This window comes from Streptomyces sp. NPDC005784 (genome assembly GCF_042871525.1).
Taxonomy (GTDB): domain Bacteria; phylum Actinomycetota; class Actinomycetes; order Streptomycetales; family Streptomycetaceae; genus Streptomyces.
Window position 1 is genome coordinate 136,289 of record NZ_JBIAIQ010000016.1, and the last position, 23,084, is coordinate 159,372.

The 23,084-nt window shown below is 71.1% G+C and carries 19 protein-coding genes; 11 read left to right on the top strand and 8 right to left on the bottom strand.

Annotated elements, in window-relative coordinates:
* Window positions 1–86: 86 nt before the first annotated feature.
* Window positions 87–836: an SDR family oxidoreductase gene (locus tag ACFYR3_RS24740; RefSeq protein WP_389284739.1), complete on the top strand. Its 750-nt coding sequence runs from the start codon at window positions 87–89 to the stop codon at window positions 834–836.
* A 46-nt stretch (window positions 837–882) separates the two neighbouring features.
* The gene (locus ACFYR3_RS24745) at window positions 883–1,701 is read left to right on the top strand and encodes a TetR/AcrR family transcriptional regulator (RefSeq protein ID WP_389284740.1); all 819 of its coding nucleotides are present in this window, start codon (window positions 883–885) and stop codon (window positions 1,699–1,701) included.
* A gap of 26 nt (window positions 1,702–1,727) precedes the next feature.
* On the opposite strand, the gene ACFYR3_RS24750 is transcribed toward ACFYR3_RS24745, so the two are convergent.
* Window positions 1,728–2,159 carry a DUF4232 domain-containing protein gene (locus ACFYR3_RS24750; RefSeq protein ID WP_356780619.1) on the bottom strand — a complete coding sequence of 144 codons (432 nt, stop codon included), beginning with the start codon at window positions 2,157–2,159 and terminating at the stop codon, window positions 1,728–1,730.
* Between the two features lie 22 nt (window positions 2,160–2,181).
* Between ACFYR3_RS24750 and ACFYR3_RS24755 the strand changes: the two genes are divergently transcribed.
* On the top strand, window positions 2,182–2,598 hold the full coding sequence (locus tag ACFYR3_RS24755) for a hypothetical protein (protein ID WP_389284765.1): 417 nt from the start codon (window positions 2,182–2,184) through the stop codon (window positions 2,596–2,598).
* A gap of 390 nt (window positions 2,599–2,988) precedes the next feature.
* On the opposite strand, the gene ACFYR3_RS24760 is transcribed toward ACFYR3_RS24755, so the two are convergent.
* Window positions 2,989–3,384: a nitroreductase/quinone reductase family protein gene (locus ACFYR3_RS24760; protein WP_351120446.1), complete on the bottom strand. Its 396-nt coding sequence runs from the start codon at window positions 3,382–3,384 to the stop codon at window positions 2,989–2,991.
* A gap of 92 nt (window positions 3,385–3,476) precedes the next feature.
* Between ACFYR3_RS24760 and ACFYR3_RS24765 the strand changes: the two genes are divergently transcribed.
* Window positions 3,477–4,313: an endonuclease/exonuclease/phosphatase family protein gene (locus tag ACFYR3_RS24765; RefSeq protein WP_389284741.1), complete on the top strand. Its 837-nt coding sequence runs from the start codon at window positions 3,477–3,479 to the stop codon at window positions 4,311–4,313.
* A gap of 12 nt (window positions 4,314–4,325) precedes the next feature.
* On the opposite strand, the gene ACFYR3_RS24770 is transcribed toward ACFYR3_RS24765, so the two are convergent.
* Together ACFYR3_RS24770 and ACFYR3_RS24775 are read right to left on the bottom strand one after the other, a co-directional pair.
* The gene (locus ACFYR3_RS24770) at window positions 4,326–4,517 is read right to left on the bottom strand and encodes a DUF397 domain-containing protein (protein WP_355847309.1); all 192 of its coding nucleotides are present in this window, start codon (window positions 4,515–4,517) and stop codon (window positions 4,326–4,328) included.
* An 11-nt stretch (window positions 4,518–4,528) separates the two neighbouring features.
* Entirely contained in the window at window positions 4,529–5,380 is an 852-nt protein-coding gene (locus ACFYR3_RS24775) for a helix-turn-helix transcriptional regulator (protein WP_355847312.1), read from the bottom strand.
* Window positions 5,381–5,591: 211 nt separating this feature from the next.
* Here ACFYR3_RS24775 and ACFYR3_RS24780 point away from each other — a divergent pair, with 211 nt between their 5' ends.
* Window positions 5,592–6,032: an ATP-binding protein gene (locus tag ACFYR3_RS24780; protein ID WP_355847315.1), complete on the top strand. Its 441-nt coding sequence runs from the start codon at window positions 5,592–5,594 to the stop codon at window positions 6,030–6,032.
* A gap of 288 nt (window positions 6,033–6,320) precedes the next feature.
* A complete protein-coding gene (locus ACFYR3_RS24785) occupies window positions 6,321–7,211 on the top strand; it encodes a calcium-binding protein (protein WP_389284742.1) in 891 nt (296 codons plus the stop codon).
* Between the two features lie 124 nt (window positions 7,212–7,335).
* Here the strand turns inward: ACFYR3_RS24785 and ACFYR3_RS24790 are convergent, their stop codons facing one another.
* Window positions 7,336–8,850: a CehA/McbA family metallohydrolase gene (locus tag ACFYR3_RS24790; RefSeq protein WP_389284743.1), complete on the bottom strand. Its 1,515-nt coding sequence runs from the start codon at window positions 8,848–8,850 to the stop codon at window positions 7,336–7,338.
* Between the two features lie 232 nt (window positions 8,851–9,082).
* Here ACFYR3_RS24790 and ACFYR3_RS24795 point away from each other — a divergent pair, with 232 nt between their 5' ends.
* The 4 genes from ACFYR3_RS24795 (at window position 9,083) to ACFYR3_RS24810 (ending at window position 18,692) form a co-directional block, all read left to right on the top strand.
* Window positions 9,083–11,677 (top strand): bifunctional FO biosynthesis protein CofGH, encoded by a 2,595-nt coding sequence (locus tag ACFYR3_RS24795; protein ID WP_389284744.1) that lies wholly within the window; start codon window positions 9,083–9,085, stop codon window positions 11,675–11,677.
* A gap of 665 nt (window positions 11,678–12,342) precedes the next feature.
* Entirely contained in the window at window positions 12,343–13,908 is a 1,566-nt protein-coding gene (locus ACFYR3_RS24800) for a LamG domain-containing protein (protein ID WP_355847439.1), read from the top strand.
* A gap of 153 nt (window positions 13,909–14,061) precedes the next feature.
* Window positions 14,062–17,385, top strand: coding sequence for a tetratricopeptide repeat protein (locus ACFYR3_RS24805; RefSeq protein ID WP_389284745.1), 3,324 nt, complete (start codon window positions 14,062–14,064; stop codon window positions 17,383–17,385).
* Between the two features lie 191 nt (window positions 17,386–17,576).
* Window positions 17,577–18,692: an ADP-ribosylglycohydrolase family protein gene (locus tag ACFYR3_RS24810; RefSeq protein WP_355847330.1), complete on the top strand. Its 1,116-nt coding sequence runs from the start codon at window positions 17,577–17,579 to the stop codon at window positions 18,690–18,692.
* Window positions 18,693–18,811: 119 nt separating this feature from the next.
* Here ACFYR3_RS24810 and ACFYR3_RS24815 read toward each other — a convergent pair whose 3' ends face one another.
* Complete coding sequence (locus ACFYR3_RS24815) at window positions 18,812–20,383, bottom strand: sodium:solute symporter family protein (RefSeq protein WP_355847333.1); 1,572 nt, start codon at window positions 20,381–20,383, stop codon at window positions 18,812–18,814.
* Between the two features lie 421 nt (window positions 20,384–20,804).
* Window positions 20,805–21,590, bottom strand: coding sequence for an SDR family oxidoreductase (locus ACFYR3_RS24820; RefSeq protein WP_355847336.1), 786 nt, complete (start codon window positions 21,588–21,590; stop codon window positions 20,805–20,807).
* A gap of 106 nt (window positions 21,591–21,696) precedes the next feature.
* Between ACFYR3_RS24820 and ACFYR3_RS24825 the strand changes: the two genes are divergently transcribed.
* Window positions 21,697–22,533, top strand: a complete 837-nt coding sequence (locus ACFYR3_RS24825) for a hypothetical protein (protein ID WP_389284746.1) — start codon at window positions 21,697–21,699, stop codon at window positions 22,531–22,533.
* 170 nt (window positions 22,534–22,703) lie between these two features.
* On the opposite strand, the gene ACFYR3_RS24830 is transcribed toward ACFYR3_RS24825, so the two are convergent.
* Window positions 22,704–22,913, bottom strand: coding sequence for a DUF397 domain-containing protein (locus tag ACFYR3_RS24830; protein ID WP_355847342.1), 210 nt, complete (start codon window positions 22,911–22,913; stop codon window positions 22,704–22,706).
* Between the last annotated feature and the right edge of the window lie 171 nt (window positions 22,914–23,084).

The window sequence follows — 23,084 nt, forward strand, 5'->3', positions numbered from 1 at the left end:
GGTAGCGTCGCTACCGACTGAATGTTAGCGTTGCTCTCATCGGGATGGTGAACGCCGCTACCCCGGCCGAGACAAGGAGCAACGCCATGAGTGAGCAGCCGAGCACCTCCCCGCGCGTCGCGATCGTCACCGGCGGTTCCCGCGGTATCGGCCGCGAGAGCGCCGAGCGGCTGGCCGGTGAGGGGTACGCCGTCGTCGTGAACTACGCGGGCAACGAGGCCGAGGCCGACAAGGCGGTCGCGGCGATCAGCGAGGCGGGCGGGCAGGCCGTCGCCTTCCGGGCCGACGTCGCCGAGGAGACGGAGGTCGCCGCCCTCTTCGACACGGCCGAGAAGACCTTCGGCGGCATCGACGTCGTCGTCCACGCGGCCGGTGTCATGACCCTGGCCCCGCTCGTCGACCTCGACCTCGACGCCCTGGACCGGATGCACCGCACCAACATCCGCGGCACGTTCGTCGTCGACCGGCAGGCCGCGCGCCGGCTGCGCCCGGGCGGCGCGATCATCAACTTCTCCAGCTCCGTGCTGGCCCTCGCCATCCCCGGCTACACCGCGTACGCCGCCACCAAGGGCGCCGTCGAGGCCATGACCATGATCCTCGCCCGCGAGATGCGCGGCCGGGACATCACCGTCAACGCCGTGGCCCCCGGCCCGACCGCCACCGCCCTCTTCCTGGACGGCAAGGACGAGGAGACCATCGCGCGGATGGCCGCCCAGCCGCCCCTGGAGCGCCTCGGCACCCCCGAGGACATCGCCTCCGTCGTCGCCTTCCTCGCAGGCCCCGGAGGCCGCTGGGTCAACGGCCAGGTCCTGCGCGCCAACGGCGGCATCGCCTGACACCGTTCTCTCCATCCGCCACCCCGACGCCGTCAGGAACTCCACGTTGAACGACAGCTCGAAGCCCGGCGAGGCCGACCCCGTCACCGCCGCCCCCGCGAGCACAAAGGCGCGTATCCTCGCCGTCGCCGCCGAACTGGTCGCGCGGTCCCCGGACGGGGACGTCTCGACCCGGGCCGTGTGCGAGGCCGCCGGAGTTGGCGCCCCTGCGCTCTACCGCCACTTCGGCGACAAGGAAGGCCTGCTGTCGGCCGTCGTCGACCACGGGTGGGAGCGCTACCTGGCGGCCAAGCGGGAGCGCCACCCCGGCACGGACCCGGTCCAGGACCTGCGCGACGGCTGGGACGGCCACACCGAGTTCGCCCTGCGGAACCCGAACCTCTACCGCCTGATGAACTCCCCGGCGATGCGTACCCCGCCGGCCGCGGCCCTGGAGTCCCACCGGATCCTCACCGCCGACCTGCGCCGCGCCGCCGAACAGGGCAAGCTGCGGCTCGCCCCCGAACTCGCCGCACAGATGATCATGTCGTCCAACGTCGGCGTCTGCCTGATGCTGGTCTCCCGCCCGGCGACGTTCTCGGACGAGACCCTGTCGCGCCGCGTACGGGACGCGGTGCACGCCGTGGTCTTCACCCCGGAGGTGACCGCCCCCGTCGCTCCGGCGGGACCCGACGTCCCCGACGTCCCCGGCGTCCCCGGCGTCCCCGGCGTCCCCGGCGTCCCCGGCGTCCCCGGCGTCCCCGGCGTCCCCGCCGCAGCGACCCGCCTCGGGGCGCTGCTCCGGCAGAACCCGAGCCCCGCCTTCACCTCCGCCGAGACGGCCCTGTTCACCGAGTGGCTGGACCGCCTGTCCAACTCGGGTTGAAGTCCCGGTCGGGGTCCGTCAGTTCGTCATTTCGACATGATGAAGTCCAGGGCGTAGCCGGAAGCGGTCGTCCAGTAGGTGACGAGCTGACCGTCGTCCGCGTAGAGCGTGTTGACGGGCATGGGGACGTCGATCGGCTTGCCCGCGCTGCTTCCGGGTGTGCTGCCCTGGAGGGTGAGGGTGATGCTCTTGGCCTCGTACTCGTCCCTGGCGCCGCCGCTGACGAGCAGAGCGGCGTATGCCTCCTGGCCCGGGGCGAGGGTGACGGGCACGCCCGGGTCCGGGTCGCTGTCCTTGATCACGGGCGTGTTCCGGGTGCCGTCACCAAGCCGCACGAGGGGGTAGCGGTAGAGGTTGCACTTCTTGGTGCCGGCGTTCTGGACGGTGAGGACGAGGTGCCTGGCATCCCTTTCCTTCACCGCGGACACCCCGAGCTCCGTCTGGGAGCACGCGGCGATCGCCTCCTTGCCACTACCGGCGGTGCTGCCACCACCGCCCGTGACGCCGCCGCGGCTGCCGGTGCCACCGCTGCTCGTGCCGCCGGCGCTCCTCGTGCCCCCACCGCTGCCCGTACTGCCACCGCTCCCCGCGCTGCTGCCACCGCTCCCCGCGCTGCTGCCACCGCTCCCCGCGCTGCTGCCACCGCTCCCCGCGCTGCTGCCACCGCTCCCCGCGCTGCTGCCACTGCTCCCGGCGCTGCTGCCGGGGCTCCCCGCGCTGCTGGCACCGCTCCCGGCCCCATCGCCGCCCGTGCTGCCCGAAGCACCACCCGGCTTTGCCGAAGCCGTCGCACTCGGCTGGGCCGAGGACTTGGAGCTGTCCGAACCTTCGGCCGCGCCCGGCTGGCACGCCGTGGTCGCGAGCAGCGCCGCTGCCGCCGTGGCCCCGAGGGCGTAGGACTTCCAGCCCTTCGGGCTCTTGTGGTTCCTGCGGGCAGGCGTGTTCATGGTGTCCCCGTTCCTTTTCCGATGCGTATGGAGGTCGCATGCGCCGACGGCCGGGCACCCGCCCTGGACACCCGCCCTGGGCACCCGCCCTGGGAATCCGTCCGTCCTGGGTGCATGAGGACATGGGTGTCCCCTGTGGACGGGCGGGCCGGGGTGTTGTGGCGCTGCCGTGCCGACGACGTGCTTCAGCCGGTGCGACATCCACAGCATGGGATTCCTCGCAGAGCTGGGGCAACAGCTGCCCCCCAACCCGGGACGGTGGAACCATCCCACCCCAGATGACCTGCGGAAATGCGGAGGCCTGGGATGCCTATCCGGGATGCGAGGACCCCCGGCCGCCTCACCCCCGCAGATCCACCCGCACCGTCAGCAGCCCCGTCCCGATCAGCCGTACCGCCGTGCTGTTGCCCCGGGGCAGGGTGTGCAGCCGGGCCACCGGGTCGTCGTCCGGGAGGAGGTGCGCCGTGCCCTCGTGCCAGCGGCCGCGGAGCCGCACCCGCACCCTCGGGTCCGCCTGGATGTTGCGAATGTACTGCGACCGTTCCCCGAACTCCGAGACCAGCCAGAAGGCGTCACCGACGCGGCGGCCGCCGAGCGGGGTGCGGCGGGGCAGGCCGGAGACACGGCCGGTGGTCTCCAGGAGCGTCTGGAACGGCATCCGGCGTGCGAGCGGGTTGACGAGGTGCCGCTGGAAGGCGGTCGTGGTGCGGAACCTGAGGTCGGTGAGACGGGCCATGGTCGGTGGGGCTCCTGTCCGGGCTGGTGTGTGGCACAAGGGAGTTGTTTCAATGGTCCCCGATGTCGCGCGACAGGAGCAGGTGGCTGCGGATGCGGGTTGTGACCTGGAACCTCTGGTGGCGGTTCGGGCCCTGGGAAGAGCGGCAGAAAGCCATCCTGGCCGTGCTGCGCGAGCTGGAACCGGACGTCGTCGGGCTGCAGGAGGTCTGGGAGTGCGGCGGCCATAGCCTCGCCGGGTGGCTCGCGGACGAACTCGGAATGCACTGGACCTGGGCGGCTTCCGATGCCTCGGACCGCTGGCAGCGGCGGATCGGGGACGCCACGGTCGACGTCGGCAACGCCGTGCTGAGCCGCTGGCCGGTGGTGGCGCAGGAGGTGCTGCGGCTGCCTGCCCCCGAAGAGCTGTACGACGGACGGCTGGCCCTGCACGCCCGCCTGGCCACGCCCACCCACGAGGTGCCCTTCTTCACGACCCATCTCACCTCGGCCATCCACGCCTCGGGCGTACGCCGCGAACAGGTCACCGCCCTCGCGGAGTTCGTCGCCGCGCACAGGGGCGGCACCGATTTCCCCCCGGTCGTCACGGGTGACTTCAACGCCTGGCCGGACTCCGACGAGATCCGGTTGTTCGGGGGATACAAGACGTCCCCCGTGGTTCCCGGGCAGGTCTTCCTCGACGCCTGGGAGTACGCCGACCCGACCGCACCCTCGGCCACCTGGGACCCCGCGAACGCCCATGTCGGCCCGCACAGCCCCGCCGCGCGCATCGACTACGTCCACGTCGGCCCGCCCGGTCCCGGCGGCCTCGGGCACGTCCGGTCCGTACGGCGGGCCGGGGACGGGCCGGTCGACGGGGTGTGGCCCTCGGACCACGCGGCCGTCGTGGCCGAACTGTCCCTGACGCCAGACGGCGAGGACGCGTCCTGAAGCCCGATTGGTTCAGCCGCGGTCGTCGCCCTTGAGCGCCCGGAGAAGGGCGCCGAAGGTGGCGGGCGTGGTCGAGAGTATGGAGTGGGTGGGGTCGGCGCTCTCGGTCAGATGGACCGTTTCTGCTGTGGTGACGGCGGCGACGTGGAGGCAGGCCTCGCCTTCCTGGCAATAGGACGACTTCTGCCACTCGTGGGTGTCCATGCGGGGTCCCTTCAGAGTTGTCGAGCGATGGCGTGGATGAAATCCCGCGACTTTGTCGGAGGCAGGGCGGCGGTCTCCACGACGTCGAGCAGTCGCCGGTACTTGTCCAGGTGTGCTTCGGCGTCGAGGAGTACCGGCCCGTGGAACTGGTCCAGTTGCACGGTGTCGAGCTGATGCACGGGCCCGTACGCGTAGTTGATCGACTGGCCTGAGCCGGGGAAGGCGCCCACGTCGAACGGGAGGACCCGGATGGCGATGTGGTCCCGCTCGCTCATGTCGAGCAGATGCTCAAGCTGGGCGCGGGCCACTTCAGGGCCGCCGATCTTCATCCGCAGGGCGGCTTCATGGATCACGGTCCGGTACGGGACCGGGTCTGCTCGGTAGAGGACGTCCTGCCGTTTGATCCGGTACGAGACCCGGTGGGCGACCTCGGGCGGTGTGGGCGCGGGGATGACATGTCGGAAGATTTCCCGGGCGTGGTCGTTGATCTGAAGCAACCCGGGTACGTGTGACGTGAACGCGGTGCGCAGGGCGATGGCGTGGTGCTCCAGCTCGGCCAGATCGAGCAGACCGGCCGGCAGGATTCCGCGGTACTGCTCCCACCAGCCGCGTGTCTTGTCGCCCGCCAGGCTGATCAGCGCGTCGACGAAGGCCTCGTCGGAGCAGTCGTATGTGCAGGCCATGGCGCGAATGCGGTCGGCGCTGACCCCGAACCGGGCTGTTTCGACATTGCTGAGCTGCCCGGAGCCGGTACCGAGCCGACGTGCTGCCTCGGTCGACGTCATGCCCGCCCGCTCGCGGAGTTTGCGCAGCTCGGTGGCGACGCGGATGCGACGGGCCGTCGGTGCTGGCCTGTCCGCCATGCAACTCCTCCTGAAACAAAGTTCTGTTCGGGATATCACCCACGCGAGGGGTTCCGCACGGAATCTCATGAGTTTCGGCAAAGCTGCTTTGCGAGTACCCCTACTGTGTATGCAGGCGCCCCGCCCAGAAGCACCCCGCTCGACGGAGCGGCCAGGTCACTGGGCACCGGAGACGAAGAGACCAACCTCCTCTCGTGATCGGAGACTTCCGATGGCCACCGTATCGCCGCCGTGGGCCTACACCCTCCAACTCCCGCACGATCCCCGCGCCCCCGGTATCGCCCGAGCCACCCTCCGCACCGTCCTCGCCGCCCACGACCTCGCGGCGCTCACCCCCACCGCGGAACTCCTGGCCTCCGAACTGCTCACCAACGCCCACCTGCACACCAGAGGCCCGTACGCCCTCCGCGTCCTCTCGACCGAGCCGGACCGGCTGACGGTCGCCGTCTGGGACACCGACCCGAGAGTCCCGCCCGGCTACGGCGACACCCGCGTTCCCGTGGCCCCGGCGGAAGCCGAACACGGCCGCGGCCTGCACCTCGTACGGGCCTGCGCCGACGCGTGGGGCGTGTCCGTGCTGCGCGAGATGGGCGCGTCGAGGGGCGGGAAACTGCTGTGGGCGGAGTGCGGGGGCGGGGCGGGGGCCCGTTGAACCGAAGAGAAGGCCGCATGCCGGTGTCCGGCCGGTGAATGGCAGGGAAATCAAGCTTGCCTGCGAGAACTGAGTGGAATTCCGCTACAACCCCCGCCCGGGGTGCGGTGTCCAAACGCGTGAACCAGAAACAACGGCAGCCCCGCACGTAGACGCGGGCTCACGACTTGATCGCCGATCACCGACCGCTGACCGCCGTGACGACGGTGGCAGCGGTGACGGCGAATTCACCGGCGCCTTTCTTCGTCGGGCCTGGATATTACTGATTCCGTGAAGGGTTACTTCCACATGCGCACGTTAAGGACAATTTCCGCCACCGCCACCGCCACCGTCATCGCAACTCTCGCCCTCGGCGGAAGCCTGTTCACGGCGTCCACCGCCCAGGCGGCCACGGCGAGTTCGGCCTCTATCCGTACGTACGGCGGCGCGCTCTGGTATTCAGCCGGCGCCGGGCAGGTCAACAATCTGACGGTCACCGCGAAGTACGTCGACCTCGACCCCTCGGCGTACGGTGACGATGTCGTCATCACCTTCCGCGACAAGTTCGACATCACGATCCCCACGAGCGTGTGCAGATACCCGTCGGCGACCGACCACAAGGTCGCCGAGTGCACGGTGGACGCCGACGACTCGGACCGATACGGCGCCGACCTCGGTGACGGCAACGACACCGCGACGGTCACCGGCGCGTTGGCCTCGGTCTCCGGCGGCAAGGGCAACGACGTCATCAAGGGCGACTCCGCCGCCGTGCTCTTCGGGGACGACGGCAACGACCGCATCGACGGCGGTGGGGGCCTGTACGGCGAGGGCTCGTTCGGCGGGGCGGGCAACGACACGATGACCAACTGCGACACCGGGTGCACCGGCGGTCCGGGCAACGACAATCTCACCGGCAAGGCCTCGGGGCAGGACTCGAACGGCTTGTTCGGGGACGACGGCAACGACGTCATCCACGGCGGCGCCGGTGCCGACGTCGTCGAAGGCGGCAAGGGCGACGACAAGCTGTACGGCGGCAGCGGCAACGACAAGATCTCCGGCGGCAAGGGCAACGACAAGATCTGCGGCGACAGCGGCAACGACAAGATCTACGGAAACAGCGGCAACGACCTGCTGCACGGCGGCACGGGTACGGACACGCTCTCCGGCGGGCCGGGAACCGACAAGGTCTACCAGAACTAGAAACCAGAGCCAGAGCCAGAGCCAGAGCCAGAGCCCGAATCAGAACCAGCCCCGGATCAACGAGAACTCAGGGCCGCCAGGGGTGGGCGTGAGGGAGCGCGGTCTCCCCCACGCTCCCCTTGGGCTACGCCCCCAGGAAGATCGGATTCGTGAACGCCGCCAGCGCCCCCGGTACCGGTCCCGCCGCCGTCTCGTGGCGCAACTCCGCCCGTACGTAGGCCGCGTACTGTGCCGTCGTACGCCACTCCACCGTGCCGGAGCCGGCGACCGGCAGCGGGTCGCTGGTGAACAGCAGGCCCTGGTCGGTGACGAAGCGGACGGTGCAGCGCGGGGCGCCGGTGGCCTCCAGGCGGACGGTGACCGGGGTGTCCGGAGCGACCCTCAACCGCTCCCCGATGCACGCGTGTTCGCCCTTGGCGCCGGACACCGCGAAGGAGAGGGAGACCAGCTTCGACTCCGCGACGTAGGAACGGCCCGCGCGGAGGCCCTCCTGGACGGCCTCGCGGGTCAGGTCGTCGGCGAGGACGACCGTCTGCGGGCTGCCGACCGGGTCGGGGTCGCGGTGCGCGTCGCTGTTGCCCATCGCCGGAAGCCAGTCGTGGCCCCCGCGCACGGAGGCGACCAGCAGGTTGTCCCAGTCGGCGAGCGTGACCTCGTCGTCGGGGGTGTACGGGCCGTTCCACACCTCGACCGCGTCCGCCTCACCGAAGCCGAACTTCCAGCCGCAGCCGACGCAGGTGGCGTGCGGATGCGCGGGTACCACGAGCCCGCCGGCACCGCGGATACGGCGCGCGAACCGCCCGAACCGGTTGTCGCGGGCCCGGTAGCGCCAGTCGACGAAGGTGCCGGGCTCCGTGCCGAGCGCCAGCACGTGCCCGTTGCGCGTGGTGACCTCCTCGCCGAGCATGATCAGCAGATCGTCGCCCGCCTGGTCCGCCCAGTGCGGGTGCGAGGAATGCGTGTTGTGGTCCGAGGAGTTGATGAAGTCCAGACCCGCCGCCCGCGCCAGCGCCGCGATCTCCGCGGGGGTGCGCCGGCCGTCCGAGTACCAGGAGTGCAGATGGCAGTCGCCGCGGTACCAGGCACGGCCGCGGCCCTTGGAACGCGAGGGCGGGTACACCGGCTCCGGGGCCGCGGCCCCCTTGCCGTACGTCAGCGTGATGGTGACCTCGTACGTCAGCCCCTGCGGCGCCACCGTGTACGGGCCGAGCGCGATGTGCCAGGTGCCGGGGCGGACCGGGCCGGGGATGTAGCCGGGGGTCGCGTCGTCGGAGCGGATGAAGAACTCCGTGCGCGCGCCGCCCGACCAGCCCCTGAAGCCCCGGCCGCCCAGTTCCGTGCCGTGCTCGTCGAAGATGCCGATGTCCAGGGCGTTGCCCGCCGTGCCGGCCGGGACGGACGGCCTCTCGTAGGTGTAGGAGACCTTGATCTCCGCGACCCCGGCCGGTACCTCGACCGGGAGATACACGAAGTCCGGGGAGCCGGTCGGGAGGGTGCCGCGCACCGTCCTCGTCTCCTGGTCGTCCGCCGCTTCCGCGTGCGCACCGCTGGGGAAGGTCACGCTTCCCAACGTAAGCGCGGCCGCCGCTCCCGTCACGAACAGCGCGCGTCTGCCTATGCCGTGGTCGTCCTCACACATACTGCTGCTCCCCGGGTGTCGAGCGTGACAGTGACATGAGTGATGCGAAGTGTCGTTTACCACTGTGGGAGCAGGTTGTGAACAGAGGTGCACGCCAGGGGAATCGGCGGCTTTCGGGGAGAACGACAGATGCCGCACCGCGCGCCGCCGACGCCGTGCTCTCGCGAAGGCCGCGCGGCCCGAATGGGGCAGGCCCGCCGATACCTGATCACCTCGACCGTATGCTCGAAGGATGACGACCTCCGCTACGGGCGCGACTCCCGGATCCGGTCCGACGGCGAACTCCATGCGGCGTGCGCTGAGGCGCGCGCGGGACGGCGTCGCGCTCGACGTGACCGAGGCGGCGGTGCTGCTCCAGGCCCGCGGCGCGGACCTCGACGACCTGACCGTCTCCGCCGCGCGGGTGCGGGACGCCGGCCTGGAAGCGGCCGGCCGCCCCGGTCTCATCACGTACTCCAAGAGCGTCTTCATCCCGCTGACCCGGCTGTGCCGCGACAAGTGCCACTACTGCACCTTCGTCACCGTCCCCGGCAAGCTGCGCCGGGCCGGCCACGGGATGTTCATGTCCCCGGACGAGGTCCTCGACATCGCCCGCCGGGGCGCCGAACTCGGCTGCAAGGAAGCCCTGATCACCCTCGGCGACAAGCCGGAGGACCGCTGGCCCGAGGCCCGCGAGTGGCTCGACGCGCACGGCTACGACGACACTATCGCGTACGTACGGGCCATCTCGATCCGCATCCTGGAGGAGACGGGTCTGCTGCCGCACCTCAACCCGGGGGTGATGTCGTGGACCGACTTCCAGCGGCTGAAGCCGGTCGCCCCGTCGATGGGCATGATGCTGGAGACGACCGCGACCCGGCTGTGGTCCGAGCCCGGCGGCCCCCACCACGGCTCCCCCGACAAGGAGCCCGCCGTACGGCTGCGGGTACTGGAGGACGCGGGCCGCTCCTCCGTCCCCTTCACCAGCGGGCTGCTGATCGGCATCGGCGAGACCTATGAGGAGCGCGCCGACTCCCTGTTCGCGCTGCGCCGCGTCGCCCGGGCCTATCACGGTATCCAGGAACTGATCATCCAGAACTTCCGCGCCAAGCCGGACACGGCGATGCGCGGGATGCCGGACGCGGAGCTGGACGAGCTGATCGCCACCGTCGCTGTCGCCCGGCACATCATGGGCCCGGCCGCCTGCCTCCAGGCGCCGCCCAACCTCGTCGACAGCGAGTACGGGCGGCTCATCGGCGCGGGCATCGACGACTGGGGCGGGGTCTCGCCGCTGACCATCGACCACGTCAATCCCGAGCGCCCCTGGCCGCAGATCGAGCTGCTGCGCGAGCGGTCGGCCGAGGCGGGCTTCGAACTCCGCGAACGCCTCTGTGTCTACCCGGAGTTCGTGCAGCGCGGCGAGCCCTGGCTGGACCCGCGTCTGCTGCCGCACGTACGGGCCCTGGCGGACCCGGAGACGGGCCTCGCGCTCCCGGACGCGGTCGTGGAGGGCCACCCCTGGCAGGAGCCCGAGGAGGCCTTCACATCCTCCGGGCGCACCGATCTGCACCACACCATCGACACCGAGGGCCGCACCGGCGACCGCCGCGACGACTTCGACGCGGTGTACGGCGACTGGGAGGCCCTGCGGGAGGCGGCGGCCCCGGGGATGGTGCCGTCCCGGATCGACACGGACGTACGGGCCGCACTGGCGACCGCGGCCGACGACCCGACGAAGCTGACCGACGACGAGGCCCTCGCGCTGCTGCACGCCGACGGTCCGGCCCTTGACGCCCTGTGCCGGATCGCCGACGACGTCCGCAGGGCGGCGGTCGGCGACGACGTCACCTACATCGTCACCCGCAACATCAACTTCACCAACGTCTGTTACACCGGCTGCCGCTTCTGCGCCTTCGCCCAGCGCCGCACCGACGCCGACGCCTACACCCTCTCCCTGGAGCAGGTCGCGGACCGCGCGGCCCAGGCCTGGGACCTCGGCGCGGTCGAGGTGTGCATGCAGGGCGGCATCCACCCGGACCTGCCCGGCACGGCGTACTTCGACATCGCGAAGGCGGTGAAGGAACGGGTCCCCGGCATGCACGTCCACGCCTTCTCCCCCATGGAGGTGGTGAACGGCGCCACCCGCACCGGCCTGTCCATCCGCGAGTGGCTGACGGCGGCCAAAGAAGCGGGCCTGGACACCATTCCCGGCACGGCCGCCGAGATCCTGGACGACGAGGTGCGCTGGGTCCTGACGAAGGGCAAACTGCCCGCGGCGACCTGGATCGAGGTGGTCACGACCGCCCACGAACTCGGCATCCGCTCGTCCTCCACCATGATGTACGGCCATGTCGACCAGCCCCGCCACTGGCTCGGCCACTTCCGCACGCTCTCCCGCATCCAGCAACAGACCGGCGGCTTCACGGAGTTCGTGACCCTCCCCTTCATCCACACCAACGCCCCCGTCTACCTGGCCGGCATCGCCCGCCCAGGCCCGACGACCCGCGACAACCGCGCGGTCATGGCGATGGCCCGGCTCCTGCTGCACCCGCACATCCCCAACATCCAGACCAGCTGGGTGAAGCTGGGCACCGAGGGCGCCGCCGAAATGCTCCGCTCCGGTGCCAACGACCTCGGCGGCACCCTGATGGAAGAGACCATCTCCCGCATGGCGGGCTCCAGTTACGGCTCCTACAAGTCGGTCAAGGACCTGGTCGCGGTGGCCGAGGCGGCAGGCCGCCCGGCCAAGCCGCGCACCACCGTGTACGGCGAGGTCCCGGAGGAGCGGCAACGGGCGGCGGCAGCCTCGGACGGCCATCTGCCGGAGCTGCTGCCGGTACTGGACTGAGGGAAATCCCTTTCCGTCCTGTCGGTGCTCCCTGTTAGGTTCATGCGGCTCACTTGATCAACGAGCCTCAAGTACCAACGGGAGAGGGCGACTTGAAGGATTCCAGAAGAGCGGTTGTGCGGGGACGGCTGGCGGTGGGGTGCTGCACGGTGGCGCTGCTGACCACCGCGGCCGGCACCGCGTACGCACTCGACAACCTGCCGCCGAAGCAGCCGCTCGTCGCGGATCTGGCGACCCAGGGCAGGGCGTGCGCGACGGGCGCCGACACCGTGTACGTCTCCTCGGCGCCGACGCTCGATGCGGTGCTGTACGACCCCGAGGAGGACAACCAGCCCTACGAGACCAACCGGGTCAACGGCGACTTCGAGGCCTGGTGGACGGACGCGGCCGGAGCCGAGCAGCGTCGTACGTTCACCACCAGCAACGGCCTGTCCGGGAGCCGACGGAGCTGGCAGCTGCCCTCCGACATCCCCGCGAACACGGTCGTCTCCTGGCACGTCCGCGCGAACGACGGCCAGGCCACCTCGGCGTGGAGCGACGAGGGCGCCGGATCGGTCTGCTCGTTCGTGTACGACGACGTGAGCCCCGACAAGGCGGTCGTCACCTCACCGGACTACCCGGAGGACCAGCTCCAGGACGGCGTCGGTGTCTACGGCACGTTCACGATGGACTCCCCCTCCCCGGACGTGGTCGGGTACCGCTACAACTTCATCGGTGGCCCGCAGACGACCGTGCGTCCGGAGGAGATGGGCGGTCCCGCCACCATCCGCTTCCTCCCGGTGCGGTCCGGCCCGGACTACCTCAGCGTCCAGGCGGTCGACCGCTCCGGTCGCGTCAGCGGAGTCACCACCTACTGGATCAGCGTGCACTCCGGCCGCGCCTCCGTCGCCCACTGGAAGCTGACCGACCCGGCGGGCTCCCGTACCGCCGCCGCCGAGACGGGTACCGCCGCCCGCGCCGGTACCGGCGTGACCTTCGGAGGCCCCGCGCCCGCGGGCACCGCCATCACCTCCTCCGTCGCGCTGGACGGCAGCGGCCACGGCTTCCTCACCCCGGACGCCCCCGCCACCGACCTCCGTAAGTCCTTCGCCGTCAGCGCCTGGGTGCGGCCCGCCGAGACCGGCAGGACCATGACGGTCGCCTCCCAGGACGCGGACGGCGCGCCCGGCTTCTCGCTCGGCCTGCGCGCCGAGGACTCCGGCCCGGCCTGGTCCTTCACGATCGGTGACGCGCGGGTCTCCGGAGGCTCGCCCGAGACCGGCGAATGGGCCCACGTGCTGGGGCTGTACGACGCGGAGACGGGCAAGGCGCGGCTGTACGTCAACGGCCGTGCGACCGGCACCGCGGTGGACGCGACTCCCGCCGAGGCGGCCGGCGCCTTCCAGATCGGCCGCGCGCGCGGCGCCTCGGGCTACCGCGACCGCTGGCACGGCGACATCGGTGACGTACAGGTCCACGACCGGGTCGTCGTACCGAGTGAGGTCTCCGAACTCGCGCACCGCACGCCGAAGCGGCTCGGCCACTGGTCGCTGGAGAACGCGACGGACGGCGCGAGCCCCGAGCAGGCGGGCGGCTCCCCGCTGCGGCTCGGCCCCGGGGCGACCATCTATCGGTACTCCGACGCCTCCTGCCTTCCGGAGCTCGACCCGGACTGCCCCTACGTGCCTGTGGCACTGGTCGGCGACGGGCATCTGCGCCTGGACGGTGAGAGCGGCTACGCCGCCATCGACGGACCGGCCGTGGACACCGGGGACAGCTTCACGGTCGGCGCCGTCGTGCGGCTCTCCGACTCCGAGCCCGCCCATCCGATGACCGTGCTCTCCCAGGCCGGCGAGCACACCGACGCCTTCAAGGTGCGCTACGAGCCGTCCTCGCAGACCTGGCAGCTTGTGATGCCCGTGAAGGACGAGGCCGGAGCCCCGGAGAAGGTGGTGTCCGAGATCGAGTGGGCGGACGGCGGTGAGGGCCTCGGCCATCGCCTCGCCGTGGTCTACGACGACGGGGCCGACACGATCAAGCTGTACGTCGACGGCCAGCTCGGTGCCGGGGACACGGCCGACTTCCCGAACGGCTGGCACAGCACCGGCGCCCTCCAGGTCGGCAGGGCCAAGGCCGGTGACGGCTGGGGCGAGTACCTGCACGGCGACGTGGACGAGGTGCAGGCCTACCAGGGGGTCCTGAGCGAGACGCAGATCAGTCAGCTCGGCGCGGGCGCGGGCATCGACCCGTGATCCCGCCGGTCCCCAGGCACTGACCACCGTCGAAGCGGGCGGCCGGAAGCGCGTTCCGGCCGCCCGTACGTGTCCCGTCATCACCGCTCGTTCCGGGACGGGTTGCGTCAGACTGGGGACGGACCGGGCGGACCATGGGGGAGGGGCGGGCGAATGGCGCGGGCGCGGCCGTCGATGCAGGAGTTGATCGAGGGGCGGCGACGGCACGGGTTCGTCGGGCGGGGGGCCGAACGAGCCACGTTTCGCGCCAACTTCGAGCTGCCTCCCGAGGACGAACGGCACCGGTTCCTGTTCCACGTCCACGGCAACGCGGGTGTCGGCAAGACGTTCCTGGTCCGCGAGATGGAACAACTGGCGCGTGAGCACGGTGCGTTGACGGCGTACCTCGACGAGAACGTCGGCAGTCTGCCCGAGGCCATGGCGGCGATGAGCCGCCAGTTCGCCGGGCAGGGGCACCGGTTCAAGGAGCTGGACCGGCTGCTGGCGGCGTACCACGAGCGGCGGCACGAGGCGGAGGCCGCCGTCCTCGCCCCGCAGGAGCCCGAGCGGAGCACCCCCTCGGCGGGCAGCCTGACGGTGGCGCGGGCCGGCCTGGTGGGGCTGGGGATGGTCCCCGGGGTCGGCGCCCTCGCCGGAGTCCTGGACCCCGCCCAACTCGCCCAGGGCGCCGACAGGCTGCGGGCCGGACTCAGCGCCCGCCTGCGCAACCAGGAGGACGTACGGCTGGTCCTGTCGCCGCAGGGCGTGCTCACCCCGGTCCTCCTCGAAGAGCTCTCCGAGGCCGCGTCCGCCGTGCCGTGGACCGTCCTGTTCTTCGACACCTACGAGCGGACAGGACCGTTCCTCGACCCATGGCTCCACGCGGTGATGACGACCCGCGAGCACGGCATGCTGCCCGCCACGGTCATCGTGGTGACGGCCGGTCAGCACCCCTTCGACACCTTCCGCTGGGGCGGTTTCACCGACTTCGTCACCGACCTGCCCCTCGCACCGTTCACGGAGACCGAGACGCGCGGGCTCCTCGCGGACAAGGGGGTCGTGTCGGAACCCGTGGTCGAGGAGGTACTGCGCCTCACGGGCGGACTGCCCCTGCTGGTCTCGACCCTGGCCGAGCAGCGACCTGCGGACCCCGACGACATCGGCGACCCATCGGCCACGGCCGTCGAACGCTTCCTGAAGTGGGAACCCGAGCCGGTCCGCCGGGCGGTGGCCCTCGCCTGCGCCCTTCCCCGTCGCCTCGACCTGGACGTGTTCCGGGCGGCCGTGGACTGCGCCGACGAGGACGCCGACGCTCTGTTCGGCTGGCTGCGCGGGCTGCCGTTCGTGGACGGCCGCGGCGACCGGCTCCGGTATCACGACCTGGTCCGCGAGCCGATGCTCCGGTTGCAGCGGCGCCACTCGCCACGCGGCTGGACCGAACGGCACGACAGGCTCGCGGAGGTCTTCGGCCGCTGGCGTGCCGAGGCGGGGAACGGCCTGATCGCTCCCGACGAGGTGTGGAGGCACGAGCCATGGCGGCTGATGCTGCTGGAGGAGTCGTACCACCGGCTGTGCGCCCGGCCGCTCGCGGCGCTGGGTGACGCCCTGCGCGACCTGGTCGAGGCCTGCCGCGTCGATCACGTGGTCGGGCGCGGCTGGGCCAGGATGCTCCAGGAGGCCGGAGACGCGGCGGGCGACCCGGTCCTGCGCGACCTGGGCCGGGGACTGACCGAGGCCCTCGCGGACGACGAGGACGGGGTGGCCGGGGCGATGGATCTGCTGCTGGCCCGCCCCGCACTGGACGGTCCCGGGCGGGCCCTGGCACACGGGGTGCGGGCCAGGGAACTGCGGAACGGCGGGGAGTACGAGCGGGCGCTGGCCGAGTACGACCGGGCGATCGAGATCGATCCGGACGAGGCGCGCGTGCACTACGGCCGTGGGTTCACCCACCAGTTGCTCGGTGACTACCCGGCGGCGCTGGCCGCTTTCGACCGGGCGGACGAACTGCGGCCCGACACGGGATGGATCATCGCGGAGCGTGCGGAGACGCACCGTCTGGCGGGCCGCTTCGAGGAGGCGGTGACCGGCTTCGACCGGGCCGTCGCCCTCGACCCCACGAACGCCGACCCACTGGCCTCCCGAGCGGTGTGCCGGCACGCCCTCGACCAGTTCGACGCGGCCGGCACCGACTTCGACCGCGCGCTGAGCATCGACGGGACTCACCTGTGGGCGCTCGTCCGCAGGGCCCGGCTGCGCCGTGACACGGACGACTGGGACAAGGCGTTCGCCGACCTGGACCGGGCGGCCCGCCTCGAGCCGGACTCCGCCTGGGTCGCCTCGGAACGGGGCGACGCCTACCGGCTCGCGGGCCGCTTCGAGGAGGCCGTCGCCGAACTCGACCGGGCCATCGGCCTCAGACCCGACTATCCCTCGGCCCTGGCGGGCCGCGGGGTGTGCCGCCACGAGCTGGGCGACAGCGCGCAGGCGCTGGCCGATCTCGACCGTGCCGTCGCGCTGGAGTCCGACTACGCCTGGGGCCTGGTGATGCGGGCACGGGTGAGGCGGCGGCTGGAGGACGTGCCCGGCGCGCACGAGGACCTGCGGCGCGCGCTCGCGGCGCGTCCGGACGCCGACTGGATCGAGATCGAGCTGGGCAACGCCCACCGGATCGACGACCGACACCAGGAGGCGATCTCCGTCTTCCGGCACGTGCTGGACCGGGATCCCGACAACGCCTCGGCGCTGGGCTGTCTGGGGGCGGCCTACCGCGACCTGAAGGACCACGCGGAGGCACTGACCTGGCTGGACCGGGCCCTGGCCGTCGACCCGGACTACGCGTACGCGTACGACCAGCGAGCCCGCGTCCTCCTGGCGACCGGGCGGACCGAGCGGGCCCTGGCCGACTGGGAACGCCGGATCGCCCTGGGCGGGGACGTGGACGCGGCACGCTACGAAGTCGTGGAGATGCTGATCCACAGCGGCCGACGGGACGAGGCGATGGCCCGGCTGTCCGAGGCGGACCCGGCGCCGAGCCCGGACGACGCGATCGTCCTCGACCGCGACTACCTGCGCGTCGAGGCCTTCCGGTACACCGGGCAGTGGGCGCGGGCCCGGCACCTCGCCGAGCGGCTTCGCGCGGAGGACGCGGGACCGGGCACGTTCCAGTTGGCGATGACCGAACTGCGGTCCCGGGGCCCGGAAACCGCGGACCCCTTGTGGCGTGAACTGGCACGACTCCTGGACACGGAGGAACTGGACGCGACCACACGCCGGCAGGGCCGGTGCATCGTCGGCTGGGGCCTCGCGGACTGGGCCGACGCCGACCGGGGGCTGGTCGAGGTGCTGGCCGCGGACCCCGACTGGGACGACCTGGCGGTCCTCGCGGACATCCTCGCCGAACTCCTGCTCAGCCCCGCCACCGACCACTCCCGCCTCGCCGCGCGCCTGGCGACGGTCACAGCGGCCCGCGACGCCGTCCGGGCGCGCTGGGCGGACTGACCGGCGAAGTGGGGCGGGGCTGCGAACGGCTGCCGGACCAGACCGCGTTTCTGCCGAACGGCGCCCATACCGGACCACTTGGGACCACTGGGACCACGTCCCGTATATGGATCCGCAGCCTCAACCGACCGTTCCCGTTCGATTACAGTGCTGAGCTGTCGGATGTGGGGACGGTGCAGCAGGAGGTCTCGGTGGGTGCGACAGCCGGTGCCGTCTGGGGTCGTGGGGAGCAGCAGGACTTCCGCAGCCGGGTCCGCGGGACGCTCCTGGGCGCGGCCGTCGGCGACGCCCTGGGCGCGCCGCTCGACGGACTCTCCCTGGAGGGGATCCGGGAGGCGTACGGAGCGGAGGGCCTCCTCGACCTGGCCCCCGCGTACGGCCGGCGCGGCGCCGTCACTCACCTCACCCAGCTCGCCCTGTTCAGCGTCGACGGGCTCGTCCGCGCCCAGGTGCGCCGCGACACCGGCGCCTGGCACCCGCCGTCCGACGTGCACCGCGCCTACCGCCGCTGGGCGGCCACCCAGAGCGACTGGGGGCCCGACGAACGCCGCAAGGACGACGGCTGGCTGGCCCGCGAGGAGTGGCTCTACGCCCGCCGCGACCCGGCCCCGGCCTGTCTGCTCGGCCTCGCCGACGAGATCATGGGCACCCTGGACGCGCCCAAGAACCCCGGTGAGCCGGGCCCCGGGGCCGCCGCCCGCTCCGCGCCCTTCGGGCTGCTCGTCGGCTGGGAGCCGCAGCTCGTCATGCAACTCGCCGTCGAGTGCGCCGCGCAGACGCACGGCCACCCCTCGGCCTACCTGACGGCGGGCGCGTACGCCGTGATCGTCCACGCGCTCGCCCGCGGCGAGAACCTCGACGCGGCCGTGCAGCAGGCCCTCGCGCTCCTGGCGACCCGCCCCGGGCAGCAGCCGGTCGCCGCAGCGCTCCAGCACGCACTGGGCGCCGTACGGCAGGGGATGCCCTCGCCGGCCCGGGTCGAGGAACTCGCCGGGGACGGCTCCGCCGAGGGGTCGCTCGCCGTCGCGGTGTACTGCGTGCTGGTCAGCGAGGACGTCCGGCACGGACTGTGCCTCGCGGTCAACCACGGCGGGCCCTCCGCCGTCACCGGCGCGCTCACCGGTGGACTGCTGGGCGCCCTGCACGGCGAGACGGCCCTTCCGCCGGCCTGGCTGGCCGAACTGGAGGGCCGTCCCACGGTGCTGGTCCTCGCGGACGACTTCGCGATGGAGATGACCCAGGGGCCCGCCCTGCACGGGCCCGCCGGCTCGTCCCCGGGCTGGCTCGCCCGCTACCCGCGCGCCTGAGCCGTCCCGGCCCGTACGTCCCCCGGCCCGTACGTCCCCCGGCCCGTACGTCCCCGGCCCGTACGTCCCCCGGCCCGTACGTCCCGGTCCCTTCAGCGGTTGTCGTCCTTCTCGCCGCCCTAGTCCGTCACCGGAGTGCCCACCACCTCGTCCGGTGCCCCCGCCGGGGCCGGGATCGCCGCGGTGGCCGATCCGTCGTCGTCCGTGTTGATCATTTCGATGATCGCGTCCCGCTCCGGGGTGTCCTCGGGCCTCAGGAAGCCGATGAGGATGTACAGGACGAGGGAGATGGCCATCGGGACGGAGACCTGGTACTCCAGCTTCACGTCCGTGCGCTGGGAGAAGTCCAGGTTGTAGTTGACGAAGAAGAAGGCGAGCAGACCGCAGGCCCAGCTCGTCAGGGCCGCCGTCGGACCGGACTTACGGAACGGCCGCAGCAGGCCCAGGATGAACGGGATCGCGATCGGTCCCATGAGCCCCGCCACCCACTTGATGACGATGGTGATGATGTCCTTGAACGTGGGGGAGTTGACCTGGGTCGCCACCGCCATGGAGAAGCCGAGGAAGCCGACGGTGGTGACGCGGCCCGCGATGAGCCCCGCACGGGTGTCCCAGGCACGCGCGGCCCTGGAGAACACTGGCATCACGTCCCGCGTGAACACGGCCGAGATGGCGTTCGCGTCCGAGGAGCACATGGCCATCGTGTGCGAGAAGAACCCGACGACGACCAGGCCCAACAGGCCGTGCGGCAGCAGCTGGTCGGCCATCAGGCCGTACGCGTCGGAGCCGTCCGGCTTCTGCGCCGTGACGAGGAGCGGCGAGAGCCACATCGGGATGAACAGGATGACCGGCCACACGAACCACAACCCGGCGGACAGGAACGCAGAGCGCGTGGCCTCCTTGGCGTTCTTGGTGGCCATGTAGCGCTGGGCCTGGTTCCACATGCCGCCGTTGTACTCGAACAGCTTGATGAACAGGTACGCGATGAAGAACACCGTCAGATACGGGCCCGCGAACCCGTTTGCGTGACCGTGCAGCTTCGGCGAGTCCAGTGCCTTGGAGAGACCGCCCTGGTCGGAGATCTTGTTCAGCGCGATGACCAGCATCGACAGACCGGCCAGCAACTGGATGACGAACTGGCCGAGTTCGGTCAGGGCGTCCGCCCAGAGCCCGCCGATGGTGCAGTACACCGCCGTGATGCCGCCGGTGATGATGATGCCCTGGGTGAGCGTGACGCCGGTGAAGACGCTGAGCAGGGTGGCGATGGCCGCCCACTTCGCGCCGACGTCCACGATCTTCAGCAGGATGCCGGACCACGCCAGCGCCTGCTGCGTCTGCACGTTGTAGCGGTCCTTGAGGTATTCGAGGGGTGAGGCGACGTGCAGCCGTGAGCGCAGCCGGTTGAGCCGGGGCGCGAAGGCCTTGGCGCCGATGGCGACGCCGATGGCGATGGGCAGCGCCCAGGTGACGTACGAGGTGATGCCGTAGGTGTACGCGATGCCGGCGTAGCCGGTGAACATCACCGCGCTGTAGCCCGACATGTGGTGCGAGATGCCGGACAACCACCACGGCATCTTGCCGCCCGCGGTGAAGAAGTCGCTGACATCGTCCACACGCTTGTGGGACCAGACCCCGATCGCGGTCATCACACCGAAATACGCGACCAGGACGGCCCAGTCGAGACCGTTCATGTGCCCCCTCCAGGGGTCCGCCTTGTGAACCTGCAGATACCGGACGGCACTTCGCCAGTACGCCTGGGGGTCCCCCTGCTCGAGCGAAGCCGAGAGCTTGGGGGCGAGCGGCGCCCCGTGCGGGAGCGGGGACTTCGGGGATTGAACCGCTGGTCCGACCGGCCGGTCAAGACCTTGCGCGGTCACAGATATGAACACAGATCAGAAAGCAGAACGATTTTGCTTCCACTTTACCTGTCGGGCGGTTGTCGTGCTCGTGACGTGGACCACACCATGAGCGGGCACTTCGTCAGACCCACAACAGCAAGGACAAGTCGACAGCCGTACGGGATGCGGGTCCCGTGCGCCTGGGAGAGGGGTCGCGCCGGCCGTACCGCCTACCGCACGAGTTCGCCCACGTAACCGGATGGGTTCGCCCGCGTTACCGCATGAATTCGCCCGCGTTCACGAGCAGCGACTGGCCCGTGATCGCCCGCGCCCGGTCGGACGCCAGAAACACCGCGGCGTCCGCGACGTCTCCGTCCGTGGCCAGCTCGGGCAGGGCCATCCGCTCGGTGAGCCGCTTCAGGACGTCCGCCTCGGGCACCTGCTCGGTGTACGCCGTGAACTGCACGTACGCCTCGACGGGAGGGCCCCACATCCAGCCGGGCAGCACGGTGTTGACCCGTATCCGGTGCGGCCCGAGCTCCCGTGCCAGGGAGTACATCGCGCTCGTCAGCGCGCCCTTCGAGGCCGCGTAAGCCGCCTGCCGTACCTGGCTCGGCGCGGCGACCGACGACTGCGTGCCGATGATGACGACCGAACCGCCGCGCTCCTTCAGTGCGGGCAGGCAGGCGCGGGTCATCCGCAGTGTGCCGAGCAGGTTCACGTCGATGACCGACTGCCAGGTCGCGAAGTCGGCGTCCTCCAGACCGCCGAAGTAGCTGTCCCAGGCGGCGACATGGACCACCGCGTCGATCCGCCCGAAACGCTCGACCGCGAGCGCCGCCAGCGCGTCGCACTGTCCCTCGTCGGTGATGTCCGTCGCGCGGAACGCCGTGTGCGCGCCGTCCGGGTCCAGTTCGGCCGCCGACTTGGCCAGATTCGCCTCCGTGCGCGCCCCGAGCACCGCGTCGCCTCCGTCGCGCACCACGGCCGCCGCGACCTGATGGCCGAGTCCGGCCCCGACGCCCGACACCACCACGGTCCTGCCGGTGAGCAGTGACATCCGAGACCTCCCCAGCTCTGGCGCATTGTCTGACGGAGCGTCAGAGTATGGGCGTCCGGCGGAGGAAGGAAGTCCCGCGCACGTTGAACCGAGGAAGGGGTTCGTCATGTCGGAGGAGACCCGCAGCGAGACCTACGCGGAACTGGCCGCCCTCGGCCCGTACGGCGTCCACCCGGGCCACGCCCTGATCACCATGGTCGAACCGCACCCGGGCCACGAGTACGCCTACAACCGCTGGTACGAGGACGACCACTACTACGCCGGCGCGATGGCCATGCCCTGGATGTACGCCGGACGCCGCTGGGTGGCCACCCGCGACCTCCAACTGCTGCGCTACCCCGAGAAGTCGGCGGTCGCCCAGCCGGTCACCGCGGGCTGCTACCTCTCCACCTACTGGGTCACCGACGGCCGCTACGACGACCACATGAAGTGGACCGTCGGCATCAACAAGCGGCTGAACCGCGACGGCCGCGTCTACCAGGACCGTACGCACGTCTTCACGGCCTTCCAGGACCACGAGGCCACCGTCTACCGCGACGGCGCCGCGGGCCCCCGCGACTTCCACGCCCTCGACCACCCCTACGCGGGCCTCGTGGTCGAGGTGGTCGACGCCGAATCCATCGACCGGCGGGCCGAGTTGCTGGAATGGCTGCGCTCTCGCCACCTCCCCGGGCGACTGGCCGGCTCACCCACCGCCCTCGTCACCCTCTTCCGGCCGACCCCGCTCCCCGGCGACCGGATGACCTACGTCAAGCAGGTCGAGGGCGTGGATACCCGGCTGACACTGCTGTGGTTCCTGGAGACGGATCCGCGCGAGTGCTGGGAGGCCTTCAAGGGCCTGGACGAGGCGGTGGCCGAATCTGGCCTGGGACGAGTGGAGTTGGTGGCCCCGTTCATCCCCACGGTGCCCGGAACGGACACGTACGTGGACCGCCTGCGCTAGAAGGGTGCCCTACGGCGAGTGAGCCGAAGGGGCGCGTCCGCACCGGCTTCTGCGCCCCGGAGGCGAACCGAGCCCAAAAAAAGGGGGCCGAGCCCCCTCGGCCAGGACGGCGGGCCGGTCGAGAGGGCTCTGTCGGTGGAGCGTATGAAGTTGTGTCGGTCATGGTGGGGTCAGACGAGGTCGGAAGACCCTCGGCTCACCTCGGCCACGAAGGTGTTCCACGCGTCCGCGGGAAAGGCGAGCGTGGGTCCGGCGGGGACCTTGGAGTCCCGTACGGCCATTGCCGAGAGAACCGGGGACTTGACCTCGACGCAGGCGCCGTTGCCGGTGGAGTAGGAAGACTTGGTCCAGGTGTCGGTGGCGCCCTGCTGAATTGCCATGATCGCTCCAGAAAACAGTCGTTCTTCGATGAGTTGCCGCCACGAAGCCGTCGACGCGCTGTCACCGGACTGCGGATCCGTCAGGAAAGCCGCGGTCCGGATTGCGCCAACGTTGTTGCTCGGTGGCGTGATCGACGCTACTCGCCAACATCGGCCGACGAAGCGACTATT

What these genes read in the sequence shown, in the direction of transcription:
- ACFYR3_RS24740 (WP_389284739.1), top strand. Translation starts at nt 87, where the DNA reads ATGAGTGAGCAGCCGAGCACCTCCCCGCGCGTCGCGATCGTCACCGGC.
- ACFYR3_RS24760 (WP_351120446.1), bottom strand. Translation starts at nt 3,384, where the DNA reads ATGGCCCGTCTCACCGACCTCAGGTTCCGCACCACGACCGCCTTCCAG.
- ACFYR3_RS24765 (WP_389284741.1), top strand. Translation starts at nt 3,477, where the DNA reads ATGCGGGTTGTGACCTGGAACCTCTGGTGGCGGTTCGGGCCCTGGGAA.
- ACFYR3_RS24770 (WP_355847309.1), bottom strand. Translation starts at nt 4,517, where the DNA reads ATGGACACCCACGAGTGGCAGAAGTCGTCCTATTGCCAGGAAGGCGAG.
- ACFYR3_RS24775 (WP_355847312.1), bottom strand. Translation starts at nt 5,380, where the DNA reads ATGGCGGACAGGCCAGCACCGACGGCCCGTCGCATCCGCGTCGCCACC.
- ACFYR3_RS24780 (WP_355847315.1), top strand. Translation starts at nt 5,592, where the DNA reads ATGGCCACCGTATCGCCGCCGTGGGCCTACACCCTCCAACTCCCGCAC.
- ACFYR3_RS24785 (WP_389284742.1), top strand. Translation starts at nt 6,321, where the DNA reads ATGCGCACGTTAAGGACAATTTCCGCCACCGCCACCGCCACCGTCATC.
- ACFYR3_RS24790 (WP_389284743.1), bottom strand. Translation starts at nt 8,850, where the DNA reads ATGTGTGAGGACGACCACGGCATAGGCAGACGCGCGCTGTTCGTGACG.
- ACFYR3_RS24795 (WP_389284744.1), top strand. Translation starts at nt 9,083, where the DNA reads ATGACGACCTCCGCTACGGGCGCGACTCCCGGATCCGGTCCGACGGCG.
- ACFYR3_RS24800 (WP_355847439.1), top strand. Translation starts at nt 12,343, where the DNA reads ATGGACTCCCCCTCCCCGGACGTGGTCGGGTACCGCTACAACTTCATC.
- ACFYR3_RS24805 (WP_389284745.1), top strand. Translation starts at nt 14,062, where the DNA reads ATGGCGCGGGCGCGGCCGTCGATGCAGGAGTTGATCGAGGGGCGGCGA.
- ACFYR3_RS24815 (WP_355847333.1), bottom strand. Translation starts at nt 20,383, where the DNA reads ATGAACGGTCTCGACTGGGCCGTCCTGGTCGCGTATTTCGGTGTGATG.
- ACFYR3_RS24820 (WP_355847336.1), bottom strand. Translation starts at nt 21,590, where the DNA reads ATGTCACTGCTCACCGGCAGGACCGTGGTGGTGTCGGGCGTCGGGGCC.
- ACFYR3_RS24825 (WP_389284746.1), top strand. Translation starts at nt 21,697, where the DNA reads ATGTCGGAGGAGACCCGCAGCGAGACCTACGCGGAACTGGCCGCCCTC.
- ACFYR3_RS24830 (WP_355847342.1), bottom strand. Translation starts at nt 22,913, where the DNA reads ATGGCAATTCAGCAGGGCGCCACCGACACCTGGACCAAGTCTTCCTAC.